The 23755-nt window shown below is 71.4% G+C and carries 18 protein-coding genes; 6 read left to right on the forward strand and 12 right to left on the reverse strand.

Features of this window, described 5'->3' with window-relative positions:
* Positions 1-34: 34 nt before the first annotated feature.
* A complete protein-coding gene (gene cofE / locus ACNYC2_RS19155) occupies positions 35-826 on the reverse strand; it encodes a coenzyme F420-0:L-glutamate ligase (RefSeq protein WP_419703318.1) in 792 nt (263 codons plus the stop codon).
* Between the two features lie 159 nt (positions 827-985).
* Here cofE and ACNYC2_RS19160 point away from each other — a divergent pair, with 159 nt between their 5' ends.
* Positions 986-2494 carry a serine/threonine-protein kinase gene (locus ACNYC2_RS19160; RefSeq protein ID WP_419703319.1) on the forward strand — a complete coding sequence of 503 codons (1509 nt, stop codon included), beginning with the start codon at positions 986-988 and terminating at the stop codon, positions 2492-2494.
* 36 nt (positions 2495-2530) lie between these two features.
* On the opposite strand, the gene ACNYC2_RS19165 is transcribed toward ACNYC2_RS19160, so the two are convergent.
* Positions 2531-3523 (reverse strand): TIGR03557 family F420-dependent LLM class oxidoreductase, encoded by a 993-nt coding sequence (locus ACNYC2_RS19165; protein WP_419703320.1) that lies wholly within the window; start codon positions 3521-3523, stop codon positions 2531-2533.
* A gap of 29 nt (positions 3524-3552) precedes the next feature.
* Positions 3553-4392 (reverse strand): SDR family NAD(P)-dependent oxidoreductase, encoded by an 840-nt coding sequence (locus ACNYC2_RS19170; RefSeq protein ID WP_419703321.1) that lies wholly within the window; start codon positions 4390-4392, stop codon positions 3553-3555.
* 141 nt (positions 4393-4533) lie between these two features.
* Here ACNYC2_RS19170 and ACNYC2_RS19175 point away from each other — a divergent pair, with 141 nt between their 5' ends.
* On the forward strand, positions 4534-5460 hold the full coding sequence (locus ACNYC2_RS19175) for a LysR family transcriptional regulator (RefSeq protein ID WP_419703322.1): 927 nt from the start codon (positions 4534-4536) through the stop codon (positions 5458-5460).
* Here ACNYC2_RS19175 and ACNYC2_RS19180 read toward each other — a convergent pair.
* Positions 5411-6292, reverse strand: coding sequence for a hypothetical protein (locus ACNYC2_RS19180; RefSeq protein WP_419703323.1), 882 nt, complete (start codon positions 6290-6292; stop codon positions 5411-5413). The two genes, ACNYC2_RS19175 and ACNYC2_RS19180, sit on opposite strands and share 50 nt — an antisense overlap.
* A 10-nt stretch (positions 6293-6302) precedes the next feature.
* Positions 6303-7031 carry an AraC family transcriptional regulator gene (locus tag ACNYC2_RS19185; protein WP_419703324.1) on the reverse strand — a complete coding sequence of 243 codons (729 nt, stop codon included), beginning with the start codon at positions 7029-7031 and terminating at the stop codon, positions 6303-6305.
* 125 nt (positions 7032-7156) lie between these two features.
* Here ACNYC2_RS19185 and ACNYC2_RS19190 point away from each other — a divergent pair, with 125 nt between their 5' ends.
* The 3 genes from ACNYC2_RS19190 (at position 7157) to valS (ending at position 14322) form a co-directional block, all read left to right on the forward strand.
* Entirely contained in the window at positions 7157-10768 is a 3612-nt protein-coding gene (locus ACNYC2_RS19190; RefSeq protein WP_419703325.1) for an ATP-binding cassette domain-containing protein, read from the forward strand.
* A 135-nt stretch (positions 10769-10903) separates the two neighbouring features.
* On the forward strand, positions 10904-11470 hold the full coding sequence (locus ACNYC2_RS19195; RefSeq protein WP_419703326.1) for a hypothetical protein: 567 nt from the start codon (positions 10904-10906) through the stop codon (positions 11468-11470).
* A gap of 83 nt (positions 11471-11553) precedes the next feature.
* A complete protein-coding gene (valS, locus tag ACNYC2_RS19200; protein ID WP_419703327.1) occupies positions 11554-14322 on the forward strand; it encodes a valine--tRNA ligase in 2769 nt (922 codons plus the stop codon).
* 94 nt (positions 14323-14416) lie between these two features.
* Here the strand turns inward: valS and ACNYC2_RS19205 are convergent, their stop codons facing one another.
* The 3 genes from ACNYC2_RS19205 to ACNYC2_RS19215 form a co-directional block, all read right to left on the reverse strand.
* The gene (locus ACNYC2_RS19205) at positions 14417-14923 is read right to left on the reverse strand and encodes a DUF1877 family protein (protein WP_419703328.1); all 507 of its coding nucleotides are present in this window, start codon (positions 14921-14923) and stop codon (positions 14417-14419) included.
* 175 nt (positions 14924-15098) lie between these two features.
* A complete protein-coding gene (locus ACNYC2_RS19210; protein WP_419703329.1) occupies positions 15099-16277 on the reverse strand; it encodes a hypothetical protein in 1179 nt (392 codons plus the stop codon).
* Positions 16278-16479: 202 nt separating this feature from the next.
* A complete protein-coding gene (locus tag ACNYC2_RS19215; protein WP_357450302.1) occupies positions 16480-16827 on the reverse strand; it encodes a chorismate mutase in 348 nt (115 codons plus the stop codon).
* A gap of 149 nt (positions 16828-16976) precedes the next feature.
* Here ACNYC2_RS19215 and ACNYC2_RS19220 point away from each other — a divergent pair, with 149 nt between their 5' ends.
* On the forward strand, positions 16977-18800 hold the full coding sequence (locus ACNYC2_RS19220; protein WP_419703330.1) for an AMP-dependent synthetase/ligase: 1824 nt from the start codon (positions 16977-16979) through the stop codon (positions 18798-18800).
* 120 nt (positions 18801-18920) lie between these two features.
* Here ACNYC2_RS19220 and clpX read toward each other — a convergent pair whose 3' ends face one another.
* From clpX to tig, 4 genes are all read right to left on the reverse strand, one after another.
* On the reverse strand, positions 18921-20210 hold the full coding sequence (clpX, locus tag ACNYC2_RS19225) for an ATP-dependent Clp protease ATP-binding subunit ClpX (RefSeq protein WP_377137164.1): 1290 nt from the start codon (positions 20208-20210) through the stop codon (positions 18921-18923).
* A 284-nt stretch (positions 20211-20494) separates the two neighbouring features.
* Positions 20495-21214 carry an ATP-dependent Clp protease proteolytic subunit gene (locus tag ACNYC2_RS19230; RefSeq protein ID WP_419703331.1) on the reverse strand — a complete coding sequence of 240 codons (720 nt, stop codon included), beginning with the start codon at positions 21212-21214 and terminating at the stop codon, positions 20495-20497.
* A gap of 44 nt (positions 21215-21258) precedes the next feature.
* The gene (locus tag ACNYC2_RS19235) at positions 21259-21894 is read right to left on the reverse strand and encodes an ATP-dependent Clp protease proteolytic subunit (RefSeq protein ID WP_357450314.1); all 636 of its coding nucleotides are present in this window, start codon (positions 21892-21894) and stop codon (positions 21259-21261) included.
* Between the two features lie 277 nt (positions 21895-22171).
* Positions 22172-23572 (reverse strand): trigger factor, encoded by a 1401-nt coding sequence (tig, locus tag ACNYC2_RS19240; protein ID WP_419703332.1) that lies wholly within the window; start codon positions 23570-23572, stop codon positions 22172-22174.
* Positions 23573-23755 lie beyond the last annotated feature (183 nt).

Here is a 23755-nt window from a genome sequence, read left to right on the forward strand (position 1 = left end):
GGCGGGATCACTGGGTACACCGGGACCCGGCGGGTCAGCCGGTCGGCGTCCCGCCGTCCGCCAGGCCTCGGGCGTAGGCCTCGGCCGAACCCTCGCGGAAGAGGTCGTCGGCGCTGCTGCGCACCAGGACGCGGGCACCCGGGCCGTCGTCGGCGGTGACGTGGTGGCCCATACCCCGCACGACGGCGACCGCGCGCCCGCTCGACTTGCCCCGGACCAGCTCGGACGCCGCCGCGATCTCGTCGACGACGGCGGTGACCGTCACGTTGAGCGGGCGACCGTGGGCGTCGGTGCTGCCGCGCAGGTCGTCCGTGGGCGCGATCCCCGCGCAGCCGATCGCGATGTCGACCAGGGCGTCACGCCAGGGCCGGCCGGCCGTGTCCGTGACGACCACGCCGACGCGGCCCAGACCGAGCCGCTGCGTGAGCGCGGCGCGGATCGTCCGGGCCGAGGCGTCCGGGTCGACGGGCAGCAGCAGGACAGTGCCCTCCGGGGTGTTGCTCGCGTCCACGCCCGCCGCGGCCATCACCAGGCCGAGCTTGTTCTCGACGATCCGCAGCGGCGGCAGTCCGGGGCGTTGCCGCTGGGCGACCACCCGGACGGTCTCGTCGGTGATGGCCTGCTCGCGGTCGTCGGCTGCTACGACACGCCCCTCCGCCTTGGACACGATCTTCGAGGTCACCACGACGACGTCGCCGTCCTGCGGCCGGTCCTGCTCGTCCTGCGCCGCCAGGAGGCCGGCGATCAGCTCGCCGAGGTCGTCGCCGGGGCTGATCTCGGGCAGCCCGTCGGGGGCCCAGATGCTGAGTCGTTCCACGGGGACCATCCTCACACCACGACCGCGCACCGGAGCGCGGCGTCCGCTTGTGGCCGTTGTATCAAGGCGAGCGACCGTGCCGGCGCGGTACTCTGCCAGGCGTCCAGGCCACACCTGTCTGGTTCAGCTGTGCCTGGTTCGTACTGCGATCGATGGGGGAAGCGTCCGGTGCTGCACGACCCGCCCGCTCAGAGGACGGTTCCCGTACCCGAGCCGGCCGCCCTGCGGTCCGGCGATCCCCGCACGATCGGGCCGTTCCGGGTCCGGAGCCGGCTCGGCAGCGGCGGCATGGGCGACGTCTATCTCGGGACCACCCGTCGCGGGGAGCAGGTCGCGATCAAGCTGATCCGGGGCGCCCAGCTCCACGACGACGAGTTCCGCGCGCGCTTCCGGCGGGAGGTGCGGGCTGCCGCCAAGGTCCGCAGCCCGTTCATCGCGAACCTGGTCGACGCCGATCCCGACGCGGAGCTGCCCTGGCTCGCCACCGACTACGTCCCCGGGCCGACCCTCTCGCAGGCCCTCGCCGCCCAGGGTCCGCTGTCGGAGGACGAGGTGCGGCGCCTGGTCACCGGGGTCGCCGAGGCGCTGCACGAGATCCACCGCGCCGGCCTGGTCCACCGCGACGTCAAGCCGGCCAACGTGATCCTCGGCCCGGACGGTCCGCGCCTGATCGACCTGGGCGTCGTCGCCTCGGTCGGCGCGACCCGGCTGACCATGACCGGGCAGCCGGTCGGGACCCCGATGTACATGGCTCCGGAGCAGGCGTCGGGCAACCGGACGACGTCGGCCGCGGACGTGTGGGCGCTGGGCGCGCTGGCGTACTACGCCGCGACCGGAAACCACCTCTTCGAGGGCGACCACCCGGCAGTGGTGCTGTACCGGGTAGCCGCGTCCTCGCCGTCCTACGACGACTGTCCCCCGTACCTGCGCCCGTTCCTCGACTCACTCCTCGTCAAGGACCCGGAGCATCGCCCGACCCTCGACGCGATCCTGCACTCGCTCGGCGCTGCCGAGCCGGCCGGCGCCACGCTTCCCCTGGCCAGGCCGCGGCGGGGCCGCGGCGCCGAGCGCCGCGTACGACAGAGCGGCGTACTACGGAGCGACGGACACCGCGCACGCCGACGGCGGCCCCTGATGGTCCTGGGCTCGCTGGTCGCCGGGACGGCGGTGCTGGCCGGGGCCGCGTTCGGCGTCTGGAGCTCGCTCACCGACGACGACCGGGAGCCCAGCGGTAGCGGGCAGACGCTGACCACGGCGCCGCCGCAGAACAGCCCGAGCCCCGTCCAGCTGGCCGCCGACGGCACTCAGGACCATCCCTGGGCACAGGGAACGGTCAAGCATCTGGACGCCGGCTCGTGCTGGGTCGCCAGCGTGGTCGGGGTGGAGGGCCGGCGGGCGACGCTGACGCTCGCGTGCGACCAGACGGGCACGGAGGAGTACGGCAACCCGACGCCGAGCGCACATCTCGGGATCTACGCCGTCGGGCGGGACGGGACGGCCCAGAAGAGCACACCCGCGGACGCGTCGGCGGAGGACACCTTCTGGACCCAGGGCAACCTCATGGACGTCAACCCGGTGACCGTCACCGTGACGCTGCCCGACGTCGGTCCGCTGGCAGCGGTAGAGGTGAAGCAGGAGAAGTTCGGCTACGGCTACCACTGGGCCGTCACTCCGTGATGCCCGGAGGTCGCCCCGCCGACCGCGAGCAGCGCGTCACCGCACGAGCTTGGGCAGCACCTCTCGGCCGAACGTCTCGATCCACTCGCGCTGGTTGCGGCCCACGTTGTGCAGGTAGATGCGGTCGAACCCGAGGTCCACGTACCGCTGGATCGAGGCCCGGTGCTCGTCCGGGTCGGCGGAGATCAGCACGCGTCCCTCGAAGTCCTCGGGGCGCACCATCCGCGCGAGCTGCGCGAAGTCGTGCGGCGAGCGGATGTCGGACCGCGGGAACCGCATGCCGCCCACCGGCCACTCGGTCAGGGCGTTGGCCACCGCCTCGTCGTGCGTGGGCGCCCAGGAGAGGTGGAGCTGCAGCGCCTTCGGCATCCGCCCCGGGTCACGGCCGGACTCGCGGACACCGTCGGCGAACCGGGTGAGCAGCGACGCCATGCGGTCGAGGGGCGCCGCCTGCGTGATCAGCCCGTCCGCCGTCCGCCCCGCACGGCGGGCGGTGACCGGACCCGCCGTCGCGACCAGGATCTCGGGAGCCACCGCCGGCATCGTCCACAGCCGCGTCGACTCCAGCTTGAAGTACGTTCCCGCATGCTTCACGTCGCGTCCGGCCAGCGATGCGGCGAACAGCTTCTTGATGATCTCCACCGCCTCGAACATGCGGTTGATCCGCTCGGCGGCCTCCGGCCAGTAGCCGCCGACCACGTGCTCGTTGAGGGCCTCCCCCGAGCCGACCCCCAGCCAGTGCCGGCCCGGGTTCATCGCCGCCAGCGTCGCCGACGCCTGGGCGACCACCGCGGGGTGCCACCGGAACGTCGGCGCCGTCACAGGGCCCAGGTCGCCAGTGGTGTGCTCGGCGGCCGCCGCGAGCACGTTCCAGACGAAGCCCGCCTGCCCCTGGGCAGGGGTCCAGGGCTGGAAGTGGTCCGCCGCCATGACGCCGGAGAAGCCGTGCGCCTCGGCGAGCGCCGCCAGCTCCACGGCCTCCCGGGGCGCGAACTGTTCGAGCATCGCGGCATAGCCGATGGTCACCACTCGGACAGCCTAGACGGCGGGGACCTCGTTCAGAGGGTGTCCTTGAGCACCCGTTCGGTGAGAGCCTGGGAGGCCGCGAGGAGGTCGGGGGTGATCGCGCCGGTCAGGGCGTCCGACGGCCGGCACTCCGGATCGAGGACGACGCCGGTCCGGTCCGCCAGCGACGAGTCGGTGGCGGCGAACACCACGGTGCGGGCGGCCTCGGCGGCTGGGCGCTGGAGGTCCAGGATCTGCTGCCAGTGGGGACGCAGGGCCGGCGGCAGGATCTCGGGGGTCATCTCCGCGGCGTTGGGCGTGGCCGCGGCCCCCGGATCTGCTGCGAACACCGAGACGCCGGTGCCCCGCAGCCGTCCGGCCAGGTCCAGGGTGTATGCGAGGTGGGCGAGCTTGGCCCGGCCCGAGACGGCCATCCCGTAGTACTCGTCCGGTTCGACGTCGTCGTACGCGGGCGGCCCGGTCAGGGTGCCGATGGACGACGACGTGACGTCGACGACCCGGCTCGGGCCGCCGGCGCGCAGCGCGTCGAGCAGCGCCTCGGTCAGCACCGTCGGGGACAGGTGGTTGACCGCGAAGCTCGCCTCGATGCCGTCGGCCGTCTCCCAGCGTTCGGACCACATGCCGCCCACGTTGTTCACCAGGAGCTGGAGCGGGCCTTCGGCAGCGAGTCGTTCGCCGAGCGCGCGGACCTCGGCGAGCGCCGAGAGGTCCGCCTGGACGAATCGCGCGCCGCCCATCCGGCGGGCTGCCTCCTGCCCGTGCACCGCGTCACGGCCCACCACGGTCACCGTGTAACCGCGCCGGACCAGCTCCCGCGCGACCTCCGCGCCTATCCCCCGGGTGCCCGCTGTGACTACTGCGTTCTGCGCCATCGTTCTCTCCTTCCGCCGTGTACGGGGGCCGGTCTGCCGGCCCGTACACAGCACATCGGAGTCGCGAGAATTGATCCAAGGCCCGCGTGGCATGGGGGTATGCCCTGGCGGCATGGCTCCTGCGCATGCGATGCTCACGCCGTGACACCGGATGTCGATCTCAAGCACATGCGCTATTTCGTAGCGGTGGCGGACGAGGGCACGTTCACCCGCGCCGCGGAGCGGCTGGGGATGACCCAGCCCGCGTTGTCCCGGGCGATCCGCGCTCTGGAGCACGCCATCGGGTCCGCGCTCTTCGTGCGGCAGCCACAGGGAGTCGCGCTCACCGAGGCCGGGCGGCAGTTCAGCGGCGATGCCCGTGGAGTCGTCGAGGCGGCCGAGGCCGCGCTGACCCGCGCGACGAGGTTCGGGCGGGAGGAGCCGCACCTGCGCGTGACCGCCCGGGCGTGCGACGTCGAACCCCTGCGGCGTCTGGTGGACTCCTACAACGAGCGCTACCCGGACGAGCTGCCCGCTCGTGCGGCGATCGTCGAGGTCGGCGCCCAGGCCGGCGAGCTGCGCGCGGGAGCCGCGGACGTGGCGCTGCTCCGCAGCCCGTTCGACCACCGCGGCCTGGACAGCGACCTCATCAGCGCGGTTCCTCGAGTCGCCGTGCTCCCCGGTTCCCATCGGCTGGCCGGGCGGGACGTCGTCCACCGGAGCGAGCTGGCGGGCGAGGCGTTCCCGGTCTGGCCGGACCTCCCGCCGGCCGCCATGGCGTACTGGACCGGGACAGACCTGGAGTACCACGACTGGCGGCCAGGTCCGGCGGTGCACGACGCCGCCCAGTACACCGGCAGCATCCGCCTCGGTCAGGCCGTGGGCTTCATGCCGAGCACCCACGTGCCCGAGCGGCCGACGGACGGCACGGTGGTCGTGCCGGTCGTCGACCTGTCGGTCAGCGAGCTCCGGGTCGCCTGGGCGTGCACCGCCACGTCGCCCGACGTGGCGCGGTTCGTGCGGCACACGACCGAGCAGGCTACGGAAGCCGGCCGTGCGCTCGAAGGGTCTGCAGCGCTCCGAGGGTGACGATGCCGCGCCAGTCCACTGCCTGTCCCGGTGACCAGTGCAGGAAGTCGAACTCCCAGCCGCCGTCGTCCAGCTGCCCGCTCTCCAGCCGGTCGAGCTCGGCGGAGACCTGGTCCGCGGAGAACAGCGCCCGGCTGGGTGCACCGGGCCTCGGGGAAAGGTCGAGCGGCCTGAGCTTCTCGTCGTCCTGCCCGCCGTCGACAGGGATCGTGCCGTCGGCGCGCAGGAGCGGCCGGATCCGCTCGATCGCGGCGGCCGCGCGGTCCGGCTCGGGCACCGCGTCGAGAAAGTGGACGGCGAACTTGACCGGGTAGCCGCCCACCAATCCTCCTTCCGCCTCGACCTGGGCCCAGCACCACGCGGTCGCGTCGTCGAGCCAGGGGTGGTCGGCGCCCAGCTCCCACAGGTGGCCGACGATCGCGAACGTGAGCATGCCGCCCTCGTTCGGCTGCATCCACGGCGCGGCCGGGTACGCGGCGGCGGTCGGCAGCACGTGCGGCACCCGCCCATCGGGCAGTGCGACGGACGCCAGCCAGTCGGCGGTTTCCCTGACCAGCGGCGCCACCGCCGGGTCGGCTGCCGTACCCAGCTCGGCGAGCACCTCGAGCGCGGACAACGCGCCCGAGACCTGGCTGTCCGGCCCGCGCAGGTCGGGCTCCAGGGCGTGGCCCCACCCGCCGTCGTCGTTCCGGTAAGGACGCAGGGCGTCCAGGACGCGGCTGCCCGGCGCGCCGTCGAACAGCACCGCGAGGCGGTGCCGCTCCAGCAGGCGGGCGTCGTCGTAGACGAACCGCCTCGCGGCTTCGATGTCGATACTCGTCGTTGTGCTCATGGCTTCGACGCTAGGCGGCGGTCAGTGCGGCGTCTTCCAGAAAACGGACGGGTGTGAGGCCGGTCAGCCGGCGCACCTCGTCGGACATGTGTGCCTGGCTCGCGTACCCGGCAGCGACCGCACGCTCCGCCAGGGACGACGACGCGCCCGCGGACAGGCCGATCAGCCGCCGCAGCCGGGCGACCCGCCCCAGCATCTTGGGCCCGTAGCCGACCGCGTCCACGGTGCGGCGATGCAGGTGCCGCTCGCTCACGCCCAGGTCCTGCGCGACGCCGGAGATCCGCGAGCCCGGCACCCCGAGCCGCCGCGCGGCCGCCGCGACGAGCCCGTCCCGTTCTGCCTTTCGCCGCAGCACCGTGCGGGCGAGCAGGTCCAGCCGCCCCTTGGGGTCCGCCGCGCTGAGCGCGTCGGCGAGCGCCGGGCCGACGTCGGGCCACACGTCGGCGAGCGGTACCCGCAGGTCGCGCACCTCCGAGGCAGGGATGCCGAGGACGGCACCCGCCGCACCCGGCCGGAGCCGGATGCCGCTGGTCCGTGCCGGCGGCGCCGTGGCGTGCGACCGGGCGACGACCGGGCCCGTGTCCGCGCCGACGACCACGAGCTCTCCGTCGAGCCGGACCAGGTCGACACAACCGTCGGGGATGATCCGCTGCTCATGGTCGGGTGGCACCTCGTGCTCCCACAGGCAGGCCACGACCGGCAGCAGGCCGGTGGGCGGTGCGAGCTCGCGGTAGGTCACGAGATCCACGCTACGTCGACTCTCTGACACCCACCTCAGGTCCGGTCCACGGTCCCCGCGAGCGAACCCCTCGGCGGCTCCCCCGGGCCGGACGGAGTGTCAGTGACCGGTGGCAGAGTCGAGCCATGCCCCGCACCCCGGCTCGACCGAGCCGTCGAACGAACGAGACCGGCGACCAGCGCCGCACCTCGTGGCGTCGTCGCGCGCTGCGGGTGGCCGCCGTCGCGGTCCCGGCCGCGGTCCTGGCGGCCGGGGCGTCGTCGTACGCCGCGGTGGTCACGGGCCGGATGGCCGCCGACCCGGCGCGGGACACGCTGATCGTGCTCGCCGCGGTGAGCGCGGCCGTCATCGTGCTCGACGCCGTGACGTGGCTGGTCGTGCAGCGTGCGGTGGCCCGCGCGGAAGCAAGGCTCCGGGTCGACCTTGCCGCAGCGGCCCTGAGCCAGCCCCTGCCCGCACTCGAGGAGCAGGCGGTGGGTGAGCTCCTGGACCGCGTCAACGGCGATCCCGAGCGGCTCACGCGGGCGATCAGCGGTATCGGCATCACGCTGGGGCAGGCGGCGATCAGCCTGGTGGTCGGCTGGGTGACCGCCGGCCTGGTGTGGTGGCCCGCCTGGATCGCGTTCCCCCTGGTGGCCGCCGTGGTGCTCGTGTTCGCGCGACGGGCGGCGCGCCCCCTGCGCGACCTCAGCAGACGCAGCTCGGAGGCAGGCTCGGACCACATGGCGCAGCTCGAGGAGGCCATCGCCGCGCGGGACGACCTGCGCACCGCCCACGGCCAGCGGTACGTGCTACGCCGGTACGCCGAGCTGGCGGCGCGCCAGATCCGGCTGCGGGAGGAGTGGTCGGTCGTGTTCTCCCGGGTGCGGCTGCGCACCGAGCTCCCGCTGGACGCACTCGTCGGCGCCGTCCTCGTGGGCGGGGTATGGGCGGTGACGGGAGGCACGCTCGACGTCGCCCGGCTGGTCACGCTGTGGCTGCTCGTCACGGGATTCGTCGGCCGGGTGGACGTCCTGGGCCGCCTGCTGCCGCGCGTCGAGGAGGCGATCGGCACGTTCCACCGCGTGCGCGACCTGCTGGGTGTCCCCGAGGAACCCGTCGGCGGCGACGCGTTCCCCCGCCGAGCCACCGGGGTGGACGTCGAGCTGCGTGACCTGACGTTCGGGTACGGCGGCGGCTTCCGCCTGGGCCCGTTGTCCCTGACCATCCCGGCGGGCAGCACGTGCGCGCTGGTGGGGCGGACGGGCTCGGGCAAGACGACCCTGACCAAGATGCTGTCCCGAGCGGTCGAGCCGCCCGCGGGGAGCGTCTTCCTGGAGGGTCGGGACATCACCGGCCTGGACCTGCACGAGCTGCGCACCCGCGTCGGCGTCGTCGGGCAGCGCACCGAGATCCTGGCCGCGACCCTCGCCGAGAACATCACGCTCTGGGCGCCGGTACCGACGGACCGTGTGGAGCAGGCGGTGGAAGCCCTCGGCCTGCGGGCCTGGGTCGCGTCGCTGCCGGACGGCCTGGACACCCGGCTCGGGTCCGACGGCGTGACCCTGTCCGCCGGGGAGGAACAGCTCGTCGCCTTCGCGCGCCTCCTCGTGCGCGACGTCGAGGTGGTCGTGCTCGACGAGGCGACCGCCCGGATGGACCCGGCGACGGCGGAGCGGGTGACCCTCGCCGCCCAGGCGCTCCTGGCGGGCCGGACGGCGCTGGTCGTCGCGCACCGGCTGCCCACCGCACGGCACGCCGACACGGTCGCGGTGCTCGACGGCGGGCGCCTGATGGAGCACGGCCCCTGGGACCGGCTGGCGGCCGGGGACGGGCACTTCGCCCAGCTCGTCGCCGCGGCAGGGCTCACGGAACCGCTCGCGGACACCGGCCCGGATACCGATACCGACACCCAGCAAGCTCCGCGGACACCGCCCGCACAGCTCGCCGGCAGCGACCAGGCGGCGAGCTCGGGGCGGGCCGGACAGAGCCCGGATCCCGCGCCACCGCCCCGCACGTCGATGGCCCGCGCCGTGTGGAGCACGCTGCGCGCCCGGCCGCTCGGTCTGCTGCTCCCCGCAGTCGTCTGGGAGCTCACCGACTACCTCACCACCACCGGACTGATCGTCGGCTGGCTGTGGGCGTCGCTCGTCGTCGAGCTGGAGCAGGGCTCGGCGCCGTGGTTGCTGGCCTGCGCCGTCCTGGCCGCGGTGGTGGCCAACACCCTGCTGCCGTTCACCATCCGCCTGACCAGCGCCCGCTGGTGGGCCGACTCGCGGCTGCGGCTGCGCCTCGCCGTCCTGCGCGGGCAGACGGCGCAGCGGCGCACGGTGCGCGACGCCCCCGGCGAGATCGCCGCGCGGGCCCAGGAGGAGTACCGGCTCACCGGCCACACCCAGGCCTGGCGCGAGGTCCTCACCGCACCGTTCACGCTGGCGCTGCTCGTGGTGCTGAGCGACAGCCTTCTCGCCGGTGCGATCGGGCTGGTCATGGCGGCGGTGATGTTCACGGCGCAGGTGCTGGGCAGCCGGTCCGTCGCGGCCGCCGCCCGGCGTGCGGGGGACGCCGCCGCCGAGCTGGGCCGCCTGCTCGGATCGGCCCTCGACGCGGTGCGCACGGTCAAGCTCGCTGCGGCGACCGGCGGAGTCCTCGCCCAGGTCGCCCGGGTGGACGGGCGCCGCGTGCAGGCCTCGCTGCGCGAGGAGCGCACCAGCTTCCTCGTCGGTCTCGCGCCCTCGGTGCTGAGCCGGATCGCGATGGTCCTGGCGTGGTCGCTGCACCTCGGCGGCACGTGGTCGCTCGCCACCGCCCTCCTGGTCAGCACCTCGATAGGTACCTTCAGCTGGATCGGGTACGGACTGGGGCAGCTCGTCACCAGCGCCGCGTCCGCCCGCCGCTGGGTCGAGGTCACCTCCCGGTACGCCGGCACGGAGCGGCTCGCCGACGTACCCAAGGACCTTGACCTGTTCGCCGGCACGGCGGACCCCGCAGCGCCGGCCCCCGCGGCATCAGACCCGACTGCGTCGAACCCGACGACATGGAACCCGGCAGGAACAGCCCCCGCCGTGCCGGGCCCGCTGCGGGAGCTGCGGCTGGACGGCGTCAGCGCGACGCACGACGACGGCACGGTAGGCGTCGCGGGCGTGGACCTCACGGTCCGGCGCGGCGAGCTCGTGCTGGTCGTGGGACGGGTCGGCTCCGGCAAGTCGTCGCTGCTCGGGGCCCTCTCCGGTCTCGTCGACGTCGGCGGGCGGCTGAGCTGGAACGGCGAGGAGATCACCGATCCGGAGACGTTCCTGCGCCCGCCTCGTGTCGCACACGTCGCGCAGGTGCCGCACGTCGTGTCGGGCACCCTCGCGGACAACGTACGGCTCGACCACGACCGCCCCGTCACCGGTCCGGTAGACGCTGCCGGGCTCGGCCGGGACATCGCCGAGGCGGGCGGCACGGCGACGCTGGTGGGGCACCGCGGCCTGCGGCTCTCGGGCGGCCAGGTGCAGCGGCTCGGCCTGGCCCGGGCGCTGGCCACCGGCTCCGACCTCCTCCTCGTGGACGACGTCTCCTCCGCGCTCGACGCCGTCACCGAGGCGGAGGTCTGGTCCCGGCTGCGGTCCGCCGGCACGACGGTGGTCGGCACGACGTCGCGAGCGGCAACCCTCGCGACCGCCGACCGGGTGGTGGTGCTCGACGGCGGACGCGTCGCCGCCGTCGGGCGCTGGCGTGACCTGGAACCGCACTGGTCCCACCTGGCGGGCTGACCGCGGCCCACCGACCACGGCCCACTGACCATGGGTAGTGCTCCCCCTGCCAGGTTCGAGACAGCCGCCGCGGGCGCTGGTAGCGTCCGAGACCGATCACGGGCGAGCAGCCCACGACTCGTCAAGGAGCACCTCGTGCGCGCATCCCGGACCGTCCCCGCCGCCCTGGCCGCCGCGCTGGTGGCCACGGCCCTCACCGGCTGCACGCCGGACGGCCCCACCGAGCAGGCGCCGCCCCTCGACGAGGCTCTCACCACCTACACCGACCTGTACGACGACGTCCTGGCCGCCCTCCGGGAGGCCCCGGACGCGAGTGACCTGACGTGGGCGGAGTCCATGGCCACCTACCCGTCGGTCACCGAGCAGGAGGACGGGCTCTGCTACCTCTTCGTCACGAGCGCCAACGGGACCGGCACCATCGATGACGCCCAGGCGCTGCTCGCCTCGCTCGCCGCGCAGGTCGACCCGGTGCTCGAGGAGCACGGCATGGAGCCGATGTCCGAGCAGCAGCACTCCGAGCACGGCGGCGACATCTGGGTCGAGTCCGTGGCCGCCAACGGCTGGTCGGTCGAGCTCACCGGCGGCGGGCAGTCGTCGCCCGAGCAGCAGGACGCCGTGGTCGAGCTCTCCATCGACGGTCCCGTCGCCACCGACACCTGCACCGACGCAACCCTGGAGCAGGCGCTCGCCGATGCCGGCTGAGCCGTGCGGGGCAGAACTACTGATCACCCCGTGACCGTGGAAACGTGTACTTCGGCTTGCTCGAATCTGGGACACTGGTGCGCATGAGCACTCCTGCCTCCTCCGGGCCGACGGACCCGGCCGCGACCACACCCGCCCTCGACTCCTCGGCCGCCTCGGTAGCCGGCGCCGACGTCGTCCGCGCGGTGGTCAAGGAGGTACCGGACAAGGTCAGCACGGACGGTCTCGAGACCAAGTTCGACGAGCGCTGGACCGCCGAGCAGACCTTCGCGTTCGACCGCACCAAGACCCGCGACGAGATCTACTCGATCGACACCCCGCCGCCGACCGCCTCGGGCTCCCTGCACGTGGGCCACGTGTTCAGCTACACGCACACGGACATCGTGGCGCGCTACAAGCGCATGCGTGGCCTCGAGGTCTTCTACCCCATGGGCTGGGACGACAACGGCCTGCCCACCGAGCGCCGCGTCCAGAACTACTACGGCGTGCGCGTCGACCTGTCGCTGCCCTACGACCCGGACTTCACGCCCCCGTTCGAGGGCACCGGCAAGAGCGTCAAGGCCGCGGACCAGGTCCCGATCAGCCGCCGCAACTTCGTCGAGCTGTGCGAGCGCCTGACGGCCGAGGACGAGAAGCAGTTCGAGGAGCTGTGGCGCCGCCTGGGCATCTCCGTGGACTGGGCCCAGACGTACCAGACCATCGGCGACGTCTCGCGCGCCACGGCGCAGCGCGCGTTCGTGCGCAACCTGCAGCGCGGCGAGGCCTACCAGGCCGAGGCGCCGGGCCTGTGGGACGTCACGTTCCAGACCGCCGTCGCCCAGGCCGAGCTGGAGGCCCGGGACTACCCCGGTCACTTCCACAAGGTCGCCTTCCACCCGGTCTCGACGGGCTCGACCACCGAGGGCCCCGTCTACATCGAGACGACCCGGCCCGAGCTGATCCCCGCCGTCGTCGCGCTCATCGCGCACCCCGACGACGAGCGCTACCAGCACCTGTTCGGCACCACCGTGAAGTCGCCGCTGTTCGGCGTCGAGGTCCCCGTGCTCGCGCACCACCTGGCCGAGCCGGACAAGGGCGCGGGCATCGCGATGTGCTGCACCTTCGGTGACCTCACCGACGTGCAGTGGTGGCGCGAGCTGCAGCTGCCGACGCGCTCGATCATCAACCGCGACGGCCGCATCACGCGTGAGGTGCCGGAGTGGCTCCCGGGCGGCCCGGGCGCCGAGCTGTTCGAGGCCGAGGTCGCGGGCAAGACGACGTTCAGCGCGCGCAAGGCGATCGTCGACGCGCTCGTCGCGTCGGGCGACATGCCGACCGAGCCGGTGGCCACCCAGCGCAAGGCCAACTTCTTCGAGAAGGGCGACAAGCCCCTCGAGATCGTGACCTCGCGCCAGTGGTACATCCGCAACGGCGGCAGGGACAAGTCGCTGCGCGAGGAGCTGCTGGGCCGCGGCAAGGAGCTCGACTTCCACCCCGACTTCATGCGGGTGCGGTACGAGAACTGGGTCAACGGCCTGAACGGCGACTGGCTGGTCAGCCGCCAGCGCTTCTTCGGCGTCGCGATCCCGCTCTGGTACCCGATCGACGCGAACGGCGAGGTCGACTACGACCACCCGATCGTCCCGGCCGAGGAGTCCCTGCCGATCGACCCGACGTCCCAGGCACCTTCCGGCTACACGGAGGACCAGCGTGGTCAGGCCGGTGGCTTCGTCGGCGACGCCGACGTCATGGACACCTGGGCGACCTCGTCCCTGACCCCGCAGATCGTCGGCGGCTGGGAGCGGGACCAGGACCTGTTCGACCGCGTCTACCCGATGGACCTGCGCCCCCAGGGCCAGGACATCATCCGTACCTGGCTCTTCTCCACGGTGGTTCGCTCGCACCTGGAGAACAAGGTGCTGCCCTGGAAGAACGCGACGATCAGCGGCTGGATCCTCGACCCGGACCGCAAGAAGATGTCGAAGTCCAAGGGCAACGTCGTCACGCCGATGGACCTGCTCGTGGAGCACGGCTCCGACGCGGTGCGGTACTGGGCGGCGTCGGCCCGCCTGGGCACGGACGCGGCGTTCGAGGTGGGGCAGATGAAGATCGGTCGCCGTCTGGCGATCAAGGTCCTCAACGCCTCGAAGTTCGCGCTGTCGTTCGGCGGCGGCGCGGGCAGCGAGATCGCGCTCGACCCGGCAGCGGTGACCGTCGCCCTCGACCGGTCCATGCTCGCGGGGCTGGCCGGCGTGGTCGAGCAGGCCACCGCGGCACTGGAGTCCTACGACCACACCCGCGCGCTCGAGCTCACCGAGACGTTCTTCTGGGCGTTCTGCGACGACTACCTCGAGCTCGTCAAGGACCGCGCCTACGGCGCCGGTGACGACGCGGCGAACCTCTCCGCCGAGACGACGTCGGCCCGCACGACGCTGGCGATCGCGCTCGACACCATGCTGCGCCTCCTGGCGCCCTACCTCCCGTTCGCCACGGAAGAGGTCTGGTCCTGGTGGCGCGAGGGCTCGGTGCACCGCGCGGAGTGGCCCGTCGCGGGGCCGCTGCGTGCGGCGTCCGACGGCGCCGACCCGGCGGACCTCGCCGCGGCCGGACACGCCCTGGCAGCACTGCGCAAGGTGAAGTCCGAGGCCAAGGCCTCGATGCGCACCCCGATCGTCGCCGCGTCGCTGGCCGTGCCCGCCGCCTCGCTGACCGCCGTCGAGACCGCGGTCGAGGACATCAAGGCCGCAGGCCGCGTCACGGGTGCGCTCGACCTGGTGGCCGCTGCCGAGGGGCAGGGCGACCAGGCGGTCCAGGGCGGCATGGTGGTGACCTCGAGCGAGCTGGGCGAGGCCCCGCCGCGCAACAAGGGCTGACCTGAGAGGTTCCGCGAAGTAGAGCGCCTGTCCGGGTCTCCCTGGTGTCATCAGGGAGACCCGGACAGGCGCTCTACTTCGCGGAACCCTCGGGTCAGTTGAGCATCAGGACCACTGCGTCGCCGGCCTCGGCGGCGGCACCGTAGAACGCGGTCAGCTCGCCGTAGGCCTGCGCCAGACGCTCGGCGTCCGTCTCGGCGGCGTGCTCGCCCGGGTCCGGGCAGACGTCCTCGTCGCACACCTGAGCGGCGTCGGCGAGCGGCGCCAGGGCGTCGAACGACGTGCCGACCAGGAACGCGGCGGCCTTCTCCACGTCGTCAGGGCCCAGGTAGCGCACCGGCGTGATCCCGGCGGCGGAGCCCAGTGCGGCTCCACCCTGCACCGGGTCGACGGGCATCCCGCCGTGCGTCCGCAGCACGTTGTGCAGCGGACCCCAGACGGTCCCGATGCTGAAGTACCTCGCCTCCTGTGCCGGAAGGTCCATCTGCACCCACTCACCGGCGAGCTCGTCGATGTGCTCGAGCGCCCAGGTCGGATCGGTGCGTGCCTTGTCGAAGTCCTCGGCGGCTAGCCGCGCGTACTCACAATGAATCATCCCCATGGCCCGTGACCGTACCGATAATGCGTTTCCGTGTGTATGGGCAAAACGGACACGTTTCCACGCAACATTTTCCCATAGACGGTAAAACGGAAAATCCATACGATTCCGTGCCCGTTCTGGGGGTATTAGTCCCCCAGAACGGGCGGGTGAATTCACCTGGAGTTAACGCGGGACATCAGTGCAACCTTCGATCATCCCCCGACATGCTCGCGAGCGCCTCCGTTGGCGTGCCTTCGTCACGCCAGCGCAGCGTCGCGGCGACTCCGTCCATGAGCTCGACGGAGCCCTCCGGGGCGAACGTGAGGCCGGCGTCCTGCCCCACGGCGGCGCGCACGAGCGCCACCGAGACCGGCAGCTCCTCCAGCCGCTCCGTCACTCCGATCGCCTCAAGCTCGGACCGGGAGGCCGCGATGTGCATCGGGTCCGGTCCGATCCAGAGCTTGCGCCCGTTCATGGGCGCGTTGCCCGTGCCGTACTCCTCCGCGAGCACGAGCTCCTTGACCTGCCCGCGGGCGAGCACCGAGACGACGTCGTCCACCGACATCACCGCGTTCGACTCGCGGCCGAGCTCCTGCCGCAGCTCCGCCAGGACGCGCTCCCGGCGTCGTTCGCGGTAGGAGTCGAGCGCCTCGCCCACGCGCTCGGCGAACGCGCCCTCGTGCACCCCGGCACCGCGGCCACCGCCCGAGACCTCGACCACCTTCTCGGCCGTCGGCGGGGCCAGGGCGGCGCGCACCTGCGACACCACGCGCTTGTCCCCCGTCACCAGCACCAGCTCCGGCCTGGTGTCGGCGACGTGCCGCTCCGTCTCGGCCGCGATCGCCTCCGCGTTGCGCTCCCAGGAGTCCTCGGCACGCGACTCGATGCGAGCCCGCTTGACCCTGGTGGACCCGGTCTTCTCGATCTCGTCGTGCGGAGCCTGGAACGTGCTGTGCACCTTGCCGTCCGGCCCCACCCGGACGAAGTCCGCGCCCTGCCGGTCGACGATCACCTTGAGCAGCTCCACCGACTCGTCGGCGGCCAGCGCGGCCTGGAGCATCGCCGGCACGGGGGCCCACGAGCACGTCGTGCCGGCCGGCGGGTTGTTCACCACGCGGTCCACCAGCACGCCGGTGTCGTCGGCGATGACGACCCGGCCGTGCGGTCCCGGGACCCTGGTGGGTCGCAGCACCACCTCCCCCATGGCATCCAGCACGGCGTCCGGGGTCCCCTGCTGTGCCAGGTCCTTGCGCGCCGAGTTCCACCGGCCTTCGACGTCACGTTCGGCGGCCTGCTCGGACGGCGTCGCGTCCAGGTGCAGGGTCGCAAAGGGGCCCTGGTGGCCGAGGAGGGGCTTGAGCCAGTCGATCTTCATACAAACCTCCGCGTCTCCCGCCGAGGTCGATGAAATGCCGTACCGCACGACGTCGCCCCGGCGTTCCCTCCAGGAAACGACGGATCACGAGGAGACGCCACCCCCAGGGCGGAATTGCCTGTGACCGGAGCACCAAATCTTCACCACCGGATGTTGACCTCAGGCCAGCAAGCGGCAAAGGCGCCTCAAAGGGCTAACCCCTTCAAGCGTATGTGTCGACCTCAGGGAGGTTGTCGCCCTTGTGCCGCGCGGCGATCAGCTCGTGGTGGCGGATCACCTCGCTCACGATGAACTGGCGGAACTGCACCGCGAACTCGGGGTCGAGACCCGACTCCTCCGCGATCGCCGTGAGCCGGGCGATCTGCTGCTGGTCCCGCGACGGGTCCGCCGGCGGCAGACCGCCCACGGCCTTCAGCTCGCCGACCCTCCGCGTCATCTTGAACCGCTCGGCGAGCAGGTGCACTAGGGCCGCGTCGATGTTGTCGATGCTCCCGCGGAGCCGGATGATCTCGGACGGCACCGGAGCGCTGGTCGGTTCGTTGTCAGACACAGGAAGAGGCTAACCGGCCGAGGGCTGTACCGGCGAAGGCTGTTCCGACCCGTGACGCGGATCGGCTACAGTCTGCGAGCAGGCACGCAACTTGGTGAAGGCCCAGAACTCTGGCTTCACCTCTTCAAGACTTCAACGGAGAGCAGCAGATGACACTCGCCACGTCGCCGGCCTTGGTGGAGGTGCCAGAGGGCACCAGCATCAACACCATCCTCGCGGACCGCGTGGCCCGCTCCGGAGACAAGACGCTCATCGAGCGACGCGAGACCCCTGGCGGCCCCTGGGTCGCAGTGCCTGCCCGCCAGTTCGAGGACGAGGTCCTCGCCGTCGCTCGCGGGCTCGTCGCCCGTGGCATCTCCGCCGGCGACCGGGTCGCGATCATGTCGCGCACCCGCTACGAGTGGACCCTCCTCGACTTCGCCATCTGGGCCGCGGGTGCCGTGGCCGTGCCGGTCTACGAGACCTCGTCCGCCGAGCAGGTCCAGTGGATCCTGTCCGACGCCGACGTGCGGCTCGTCGTCGTCGAGTCCGCCGCGCACGCAGAGATCGTCCGCGGCGTGCGCTCCAGCCTGCCGACGCTCGAGGACATCCTCCTGATCGACGACGAGGCGATCCTCGACCTGCGCAAGGCCGGCATCAACCTCTCCGCGGGCATCGTCGCCGACCGGCGCGACGCCGTCCGGCGGGACGACCTGGCGACCATCATCTACACGTCCGGTTCCACCGGGCGGCCCAAGGGCGTAGAGCTCACGCACGGCAACTTCGCGCACCTCGCGATCAACGCCGCCATCGGCATCCCGGAGCTGCTGCAGGCCGAGAACGCCCGCACGCTCCTGTTCCTGCCGCTCGCGCACGTGTTCGCGCGTTTCGTCGAGGTCGCGACGGTCGCGGGCAACGCGGTGCTCGGCCACGCGCCGGACATCAAGAACCTCGTGGCCGACCTGGGCTCCTTCCGCCCGACGTACCTGCTCGCCGTGCCACGCGTCTTCGAGAAGGTCTACAACAGCGCGGAGCAGAAGGCGTCGTCGTCGGGTCTCAAGGCCAAGATCTTCGCCTGGTCCGCGCGCGTCGCGGAGGACTACTCGCGCGCCCTGGACACGACGGACGGCCCCGACCGCGCGCTCCGGAGGAAGCACGCGATCGCCGACAAGCTGGTCTACAGCAAGCTCAAGGCGACCATGGGCGGCCAGCTCAGGTGGGCGGTCTCCGGCGGCGCGCCGCTCGGCGAACGGCTCGGCCACTTCTTCCGCGGCGCCTGCGTCACCATCCTCGAGGGCTACGGCCTCACCGAGACCACGGCTCCGACGTCGGTCAACCTGCCCGGGAAGACCGTGATCGGGTCGGTGGGCCCCGCGTTCTTCGGCACGGAGATCAGCATCGCCGAGGACGGCGAGGTGCTGCTGCACGGGCCGCACATCTTCCGCGGGTACCGCAACGAGCCGCAGCTGACCGCCGAGGCGTTCGTCGGGGGCTGGTTCCGCACCGGCGACCTCGGCCGCCTCGACGAGCACGGCCACCTGCACATCACCGGCCGCAAGAAGGAGATCATCGTGACGGCCGGCGGCAAGAACGTCGCCCCGGCGGTGCTCGAGGACCGCATGCGCGCCCACCCGCTCGTGAGCCAGGTCGTCGTCGTCGGCGACCAGCGCCCGTTCATCGGCGCCCTCGTGACGCTCGACGCCGAGATGCTGCCCGGCTGGTGCTCGGCGAACGGGCTGCGCAGGCTCTCGGTCTCCGAGGCGCGTGTGCACCCGAAGGTGCTGGCCGAGCTCGACAAGGCGGTAGAGCACACGAACGAGGCGGTCTCCAAGGCCGAGTCGATCCGCAAGTACATGGTGCTCGACCTCGACTTCACGGAGGCGAACGGCTACCTCACGCCGTCCATCAAGGTGAAGCGCGCCAAGGTGCTAGCCGACTTCGCGGGCGCCGTCGACGCCCTCTACGGCGCCCCGGTGGCTGCACCCACCCGCTAGCCCCGGGGTATGTCGAAGTAGAGCGCGTGTCCGAGTCTCCCGTGGTGACCACGGGAGACTCGGACACGCGCTCTACTTCGACATACCCCGGGGCGGGCCTGGGTGGGAAGGGGCGAGTGGTTACGCGCTCTTCTCGCGAGGCTGGCGGCCCCGTACGGGGCTCTTGCGCGGCACCACGGTGGGATTCACGTTGTCGAGCACCACGTCGCGCGTGATGAGCACACGCTCGACGTCGTCACGGCTCGGCACGTCGAACATGACCTGCTGGAGCACCTCTTCCATGATGGCGCGCAGGCCGCGCGCCCCGGTGCCCCGCAGGAGCGCCTGCTCGGCGATGGCGCCCACTGCCGGCTCGTCGAACTCGAGCTCCACGCCGTCGATCTGGAACATGCGCTGGTACTGCTTCACGAGCGCGTTCTTGGGCTCCGTGAGGATCCGCACCAGCGCGTCGCGGTCGAGCGGCGAGACGGAGGCGATGACGGGCAGACGGCCGATGAACTCGGGGATCAGCCCGTACTTCTGCAGGTCCTCGGGTCGCACCTCGGCGAACAGGTCCGCGTCGGGGACTATCGACTCCATGGGGGCGCTGAACCCGATGCCGCGCTTGCGGGAGCGGGCCGCCACTATGTCGTCCAGCCCTGCGAAGGCGCCGGCCACGATGAACAGCACGTTCGTCGTGTCGATCTGGATGAACTCCTGGTGCGGGTGCTTGCGCCCGCCCTGCGGCGGCACCGAGGCGGTCGTGCCCTCGATGATCTTCAGGAGTGCCTGCTGCACGCCCTCACCGGACACGTCGCGCGTGATCGACGGGTTCTCGGCCTTGCGGGCCACCTTGTCGACCTCGTCGATGTAGATGATGCCCGTCTCGGCCTTCTTGACGTCGTAGTCCGCGGCCTGGATGAGCTTGAGCAGGATGTTCTCGACGTCCTCGCCCACGTAGCCGGCCTCTGTGAGAGCGGTCGCGTCGGCGATGGCGAAGGGCACGTTGAGCATCTTGGCGAGCGTCTGCGCCAGATAGGTCTTGCCCGTGCCCGTCGGGCCGATGAGCAGGATGTTGGACTTCGCGATCTCGACCTGGTCCTGCTCGTCCGGGTTGATCGACCGGCCGGCCTCGCCCGCCTGGATGCGCTTGTAATGGTTGTAGACAGCAACGGCCAGGGCGCGCTTCGCGGGGTCCTGGCCAATGATGTACTGCTCGAGGAAGTCGAAGATCTCGCGCGGCTTGGGCAGCTCTGTCAGTCCGAGCTCGGCTGCCTCACCGAGCTCTTCCTCGATGATCTCGTTGCACAGCTCGATGCACTCGTCGCAGATGTACACGCCCGGCCCGGCGATCAGCTTCTTCACCTGCTTCTGCGACTTGCCGCAGAAGTTGCACTTCAGCAGTTCCGCGCCGTCACCGATTCGCACCACTACCTGTCTCCTCGCCTTGTGCACCCTCACGGAGTCCCGCACAGGCCGGTTGACCCAGCAGATCCGCAACGTCGAGCGGTCTTAGATCCATTCCACACCACCGGTGGCTCGTTGTCAGCCCGGCGGCCCGGCGGGTCGCACGACCGATATTCACCACATCATGACAATTTTGTCATGTTCTGTGCAGCGTGTCCCACCATGCCCGACGCCGGGGCTCGTCGTCCACCGCTATTGGTGGCGCGCCCCGGCGTCGGAAGCGGTCTCGACGGAACCGACCGGAACGGTCAGTTCGTCACGACCGTGACAGGCTTGCGCGACTGGAGCACCTCGTCGACCAGACCGTACTCCTTCGCCTGGGCGGCGGTGAGGATCTTGTCGCGCTCGATGTCGTTGCGCACCTGCTCCTGCGACTTGCCGCTGTGCGTCGCCAGCGTCAGCTCGAGCCACTCGCGCATGCGGATGAGCTCGTTCGCGTGGATCTCGATGTCCGAGGCCTGCGCGTAGCCGCCACCCTCCATCGCGGGCTGGTGGATCAGCACGCGCGAGTTCGGGAGGGCCAGGCGCTTGCCCGGCTGACCGGCGGCCAGCAGGACCGCGGCGGCGGACGCCGCCTGCCCCAGGCAGGTAGTCTGGATCTGCGGCTTGATGAACTGCATGGTGTCGTACAGCGCCGTCATGGCCGTGAACGAGCCACCCGGCGAGTTGATGTAGATCGAGATGTCACGGTCCGGGTCCTGGGTCTCCAGGACCAGCAGCTGGGCCATGACGTCGTCGGCGGACGCGTCGTCGACCTGGACACCCAGGAAGATGATGCGGTCCTCGAACAGCTTGGTGTACGGGTCCTGGCGCTTGAAGCCGTACGCGGTGCGCTCCTCGAACTGCGGGAGCACGTAGCGGGCGGACGGCATGGCGCCGGCGGTGGCAAAGGGCAGCCCCGCGACCGGGTGGGCGCGTGTACCGGCAAGGCGCTCTGCGGCTGCGATGAACTGGGCTTCAGGACTCACGATGGATCTCCTCGTCGATCAGGTCTTGATGAGTTTCCGGGCGGTCAGCTGGCCATGCCGCCGCCGCCGGCAAGCGCAGCGCTCTCGACGACGTGGTCGACGAAGCCGTACTCCAGCGCCTCGGCGGCCGTGAACCAGTTGTCGCGGTCGTTGTCCTTGATGATCTTCTCGATCGGCTGCCCGGTCTGCTCGGACGTCAGCTCGGCGAGCACCTTCTTCATGTGCATGATGAGCTGCGCGCCGATCCGGACGTCGGTCGCCGTACCGCCGATGCCACCCGACGGCTGGTGCATGAGCACGCGGGCGTGCGGCGTGATGTAGCGCTTGCCCTTCGTGCCGGAGGACAGCAGGAACTGCCCCATGGACGCGGCCATCCCCATCGCGACGGTCGCCACGTCCGGCTTGATGAACTGCATCGTGTCGTAGATCGCCATGCCGGCCGTGATGGAGCCGCCGGGCGAGTTGATGTACAGCCAGATGTCCTTGTCGGGGTCCTCGGCCGCGAGAAGCATCATCTGCGCGCTGATCGCGTTCGCGTTCTCGTCGCGCACCTCCGACCCCAGCCAGATGATGCGCTCCTTGAGCAGCCGGTTGTAGATGGAGTCGTTGAGCCCGAATCCAGCACCCTCCGCCCGTGCTACCGGCCCGGCATCCATCCGCAGCAGATCGTTCACGTCCATCTCCTCGGTTCTGACTCTCGTCTGTTGGACCACGTCTCTGGACCACGTCCCATTGACGTCTCGCTCGACCCTAACGTGCCCCCGCCCGCCGGAACTCCTGATTCGGAGCCCGTTTCGCCTACAGCGCATCGGTGCTGCCCACGGCGAAGTCGGGGGGAACGCGGACGGCGGTCCGGCTGGGTGGTCGAGCTTGTCGAGACCGGTCTCGACAAGCTCGACCACCGCACGCGGACCGCCGTCGGGCGTCATGCATCGGCCCTCTCGGGCCGGGTGTACGTCAGGCCTTGGCAGGCTCCGACGACTCGGGCTCGGCGCCCTCGGCAGCCGCCTCGGGCGCCTCGTCGTCACCGGCTTGCTGAGCCTGTGCCACGGCAGCGTCGAGCGCGGCCTGGGCCTCGTCGACCTCTTCCGAGCCGATGAACTCGCTCAGGTCGACGACGTTGCCGTCGGCGTCCTTGACCTCGATCTGGCGCAGGGCGACCGCGAGGGCCTTCGAGCGCGCGACCTCGCCGACCATGGCGGGGATCTGCCCGCCCTGCTCGAGGGACTGGATGAACTCGCTCGGCTCCATGCCGTACTGCTGCGAGGCGCTCACCAGGTACTCGACGAGCTCGCCCTGGCTCACCTGCACCTTGAGCTTCTCGGCGAGGGTGTCGAGCAGGATCTGGTTCTTGATCGCCTTGGTCGCGTCGGCGGTGACCTCGGCGCGGTGCTCGTCGTCCTCCAGGCGGCTCTCGGACTCGAGGTGGCGGTGCACCTCGGCCTGGACCACACCGGTGGGCACGGGGACCTCGACGGTCTCCAGCAGCTTCTCCATGAGGGCGTCCCGGGCGCTGACCGCCTGGTTGGACGTCTTGATGCCGGCGACCTGGGTCTTCAGGTCGTCCTTGAGCTCCTCGAGCGTGTCGAACTCCGAGGCGAGCTGGGCGAAGTCGTCGTCCACCTCGGGGAGGTCGCGCTGCTTGACCGAGGTCGCGGTGACGGTGACGTCCGCGTCCTTGCCCTCGTGGTCGCCGCCGGCCAGCGGCGCCTTGAAGGTCGTGGTCTCGCCGGCGGAGAGGCCGGTCAGGGCCTCGTCCAGGCCCTCGAGCATGTTGCCGGAGCCGATCTGGTACGAGACGCCCGACACGGAGTCGACCTCCTCGTCACCGATGACGGCCTTCAGGTCGATGACGATGTAGTCGCCCTCGACGGCCGGACGGTCGACGCCGACCAGGGTGCCGAAGCGCTCCCGCAGGGCGTCCATGCGCTCCGCGACGTCCTCGTCGGTGACCTCGGTCGAGTCGACGGTCAGCTCGACGTCGGACAGCTCGGGCAGCTCGATCTCCGGGCGCACCTCGACCTCTGCCGTGAACTTCAGCTGGCCCTCGCCGGCCTTGGCCGGCACGTCGGTCACGTCGATCTCGGGCTGGGCCAGCGGACGCAGCTCGGTCTCGCCGAGCGCGTCACGGTAGAAGCCCGAGAGGCCGTCGTTCACGGCGTGCTCGATCACTGCGCCCCAGCCGACCCGCTGCTCGATGATGCGCGGGGGCACCTTGCCCTTGCGGAAGCCGGGAACGTTCACCTGCTCCGCGATGTGCTCGTAGGCGTGATCGATGCTCGGCTTGAGCTCGTCGTAGTCCACCTCGACGGTCAGCTTGACCTTGGTGGGCTCCAGGGTCTCGACGGCGCTCTTCACTTCGATGGTCTCCAGAATGTCGGGGGTGCGCGCACGCCGGCTTACTGCTTCCCGGGGTGGCGCGGGGATGCTCAGCTCAGTTGCCGCTGCTCGCTGTCAGCCGCGCTGACGACGATGTGCGAGAGACGCACGGGCAACCCGTCAATGGTACGCCCCACGACCACGGGCGCCGAATGCAAACCG

It is taken from the genome of Promicromonospora sp. NFX87, from assembly GCF_048564965.1.
Lineage (GTDB): Bacteria > Actinomycetota > Actinomycetes > Actinomycetales > Cellulomonadaceae > Promicromonospora.

What these genes read in the sequence shown, in the direction of transcription:
- cofE (WP_419703318.1), bottom strand. Translation starts at nt 826, where the DNA reads ATGGTCCCCGTGGAACGACTCAGCATCTGGGCCCCCGACGGGCTGCCC.
- ACNYC2_RS19170 (WP_419703321.1), bottom strand. Translation starts at nt 4,392, where the DNA reads ATGGCGCAGAACGCAGTAGTCACAGCGGGCACCCGGGGGATAGGCGCG.
- ACNYC2_RS19180 (WP_419703323.1), bottom strand. Translation starts at nt 6,292, where the DNA reads ATGAGCACAACGACGAGTATCGACATCGAAGCCGCGAGGCGGTTCGTC.
- ACNYC2_RS19190 (WP_419703325.1), top strand. Translation starts at nt 7,157, where the DNA reads ATGCCCCGCACCCCGGCTCGACCGAGCCGTCGAACGAACGAGACCGGC.
- valS (WP_419703327.1), top strand. Translation starts at nt 11,554, where the DNA reads ATGAGCACTCCTGCCTCCTCCGGGCCGACGGACCCGGCCGCGACCACA.
- ACNYC2_RS19205 (WP_419703328.1), bottom strand. Translation starts at nt 14,923, where the DNA reads ATGGGGATGATTCATTGTGAGTACGCGCGGCTAGCCGCCGAGGACTTC.
- ACNYC2_RS19210 (WP_419703329.1), bottom strand. Translation starts at nt 16,277, where the DNA reads ATGAAGATCGACTGGCTCAAGCCCCTCCTCGGCCACCAGGGCCCCTTT.
- ACNYC2_RS19220 (WP_419703330.1), top strand. Translation starts at nt 16,977, where the DNA reads ATGACACTCGCCACGTCGCCGGCCTTGGTGGAGGTGCCAGAGGGCACC.
- ACNYC2_RS19235 (WP_357450314.1), bottom strand. Translation starts at nt 21,894, where the DNA reads ATGGACGTGAACGATCTGCTGCGGATGGATGCCGGGCCGGTAGCACGG.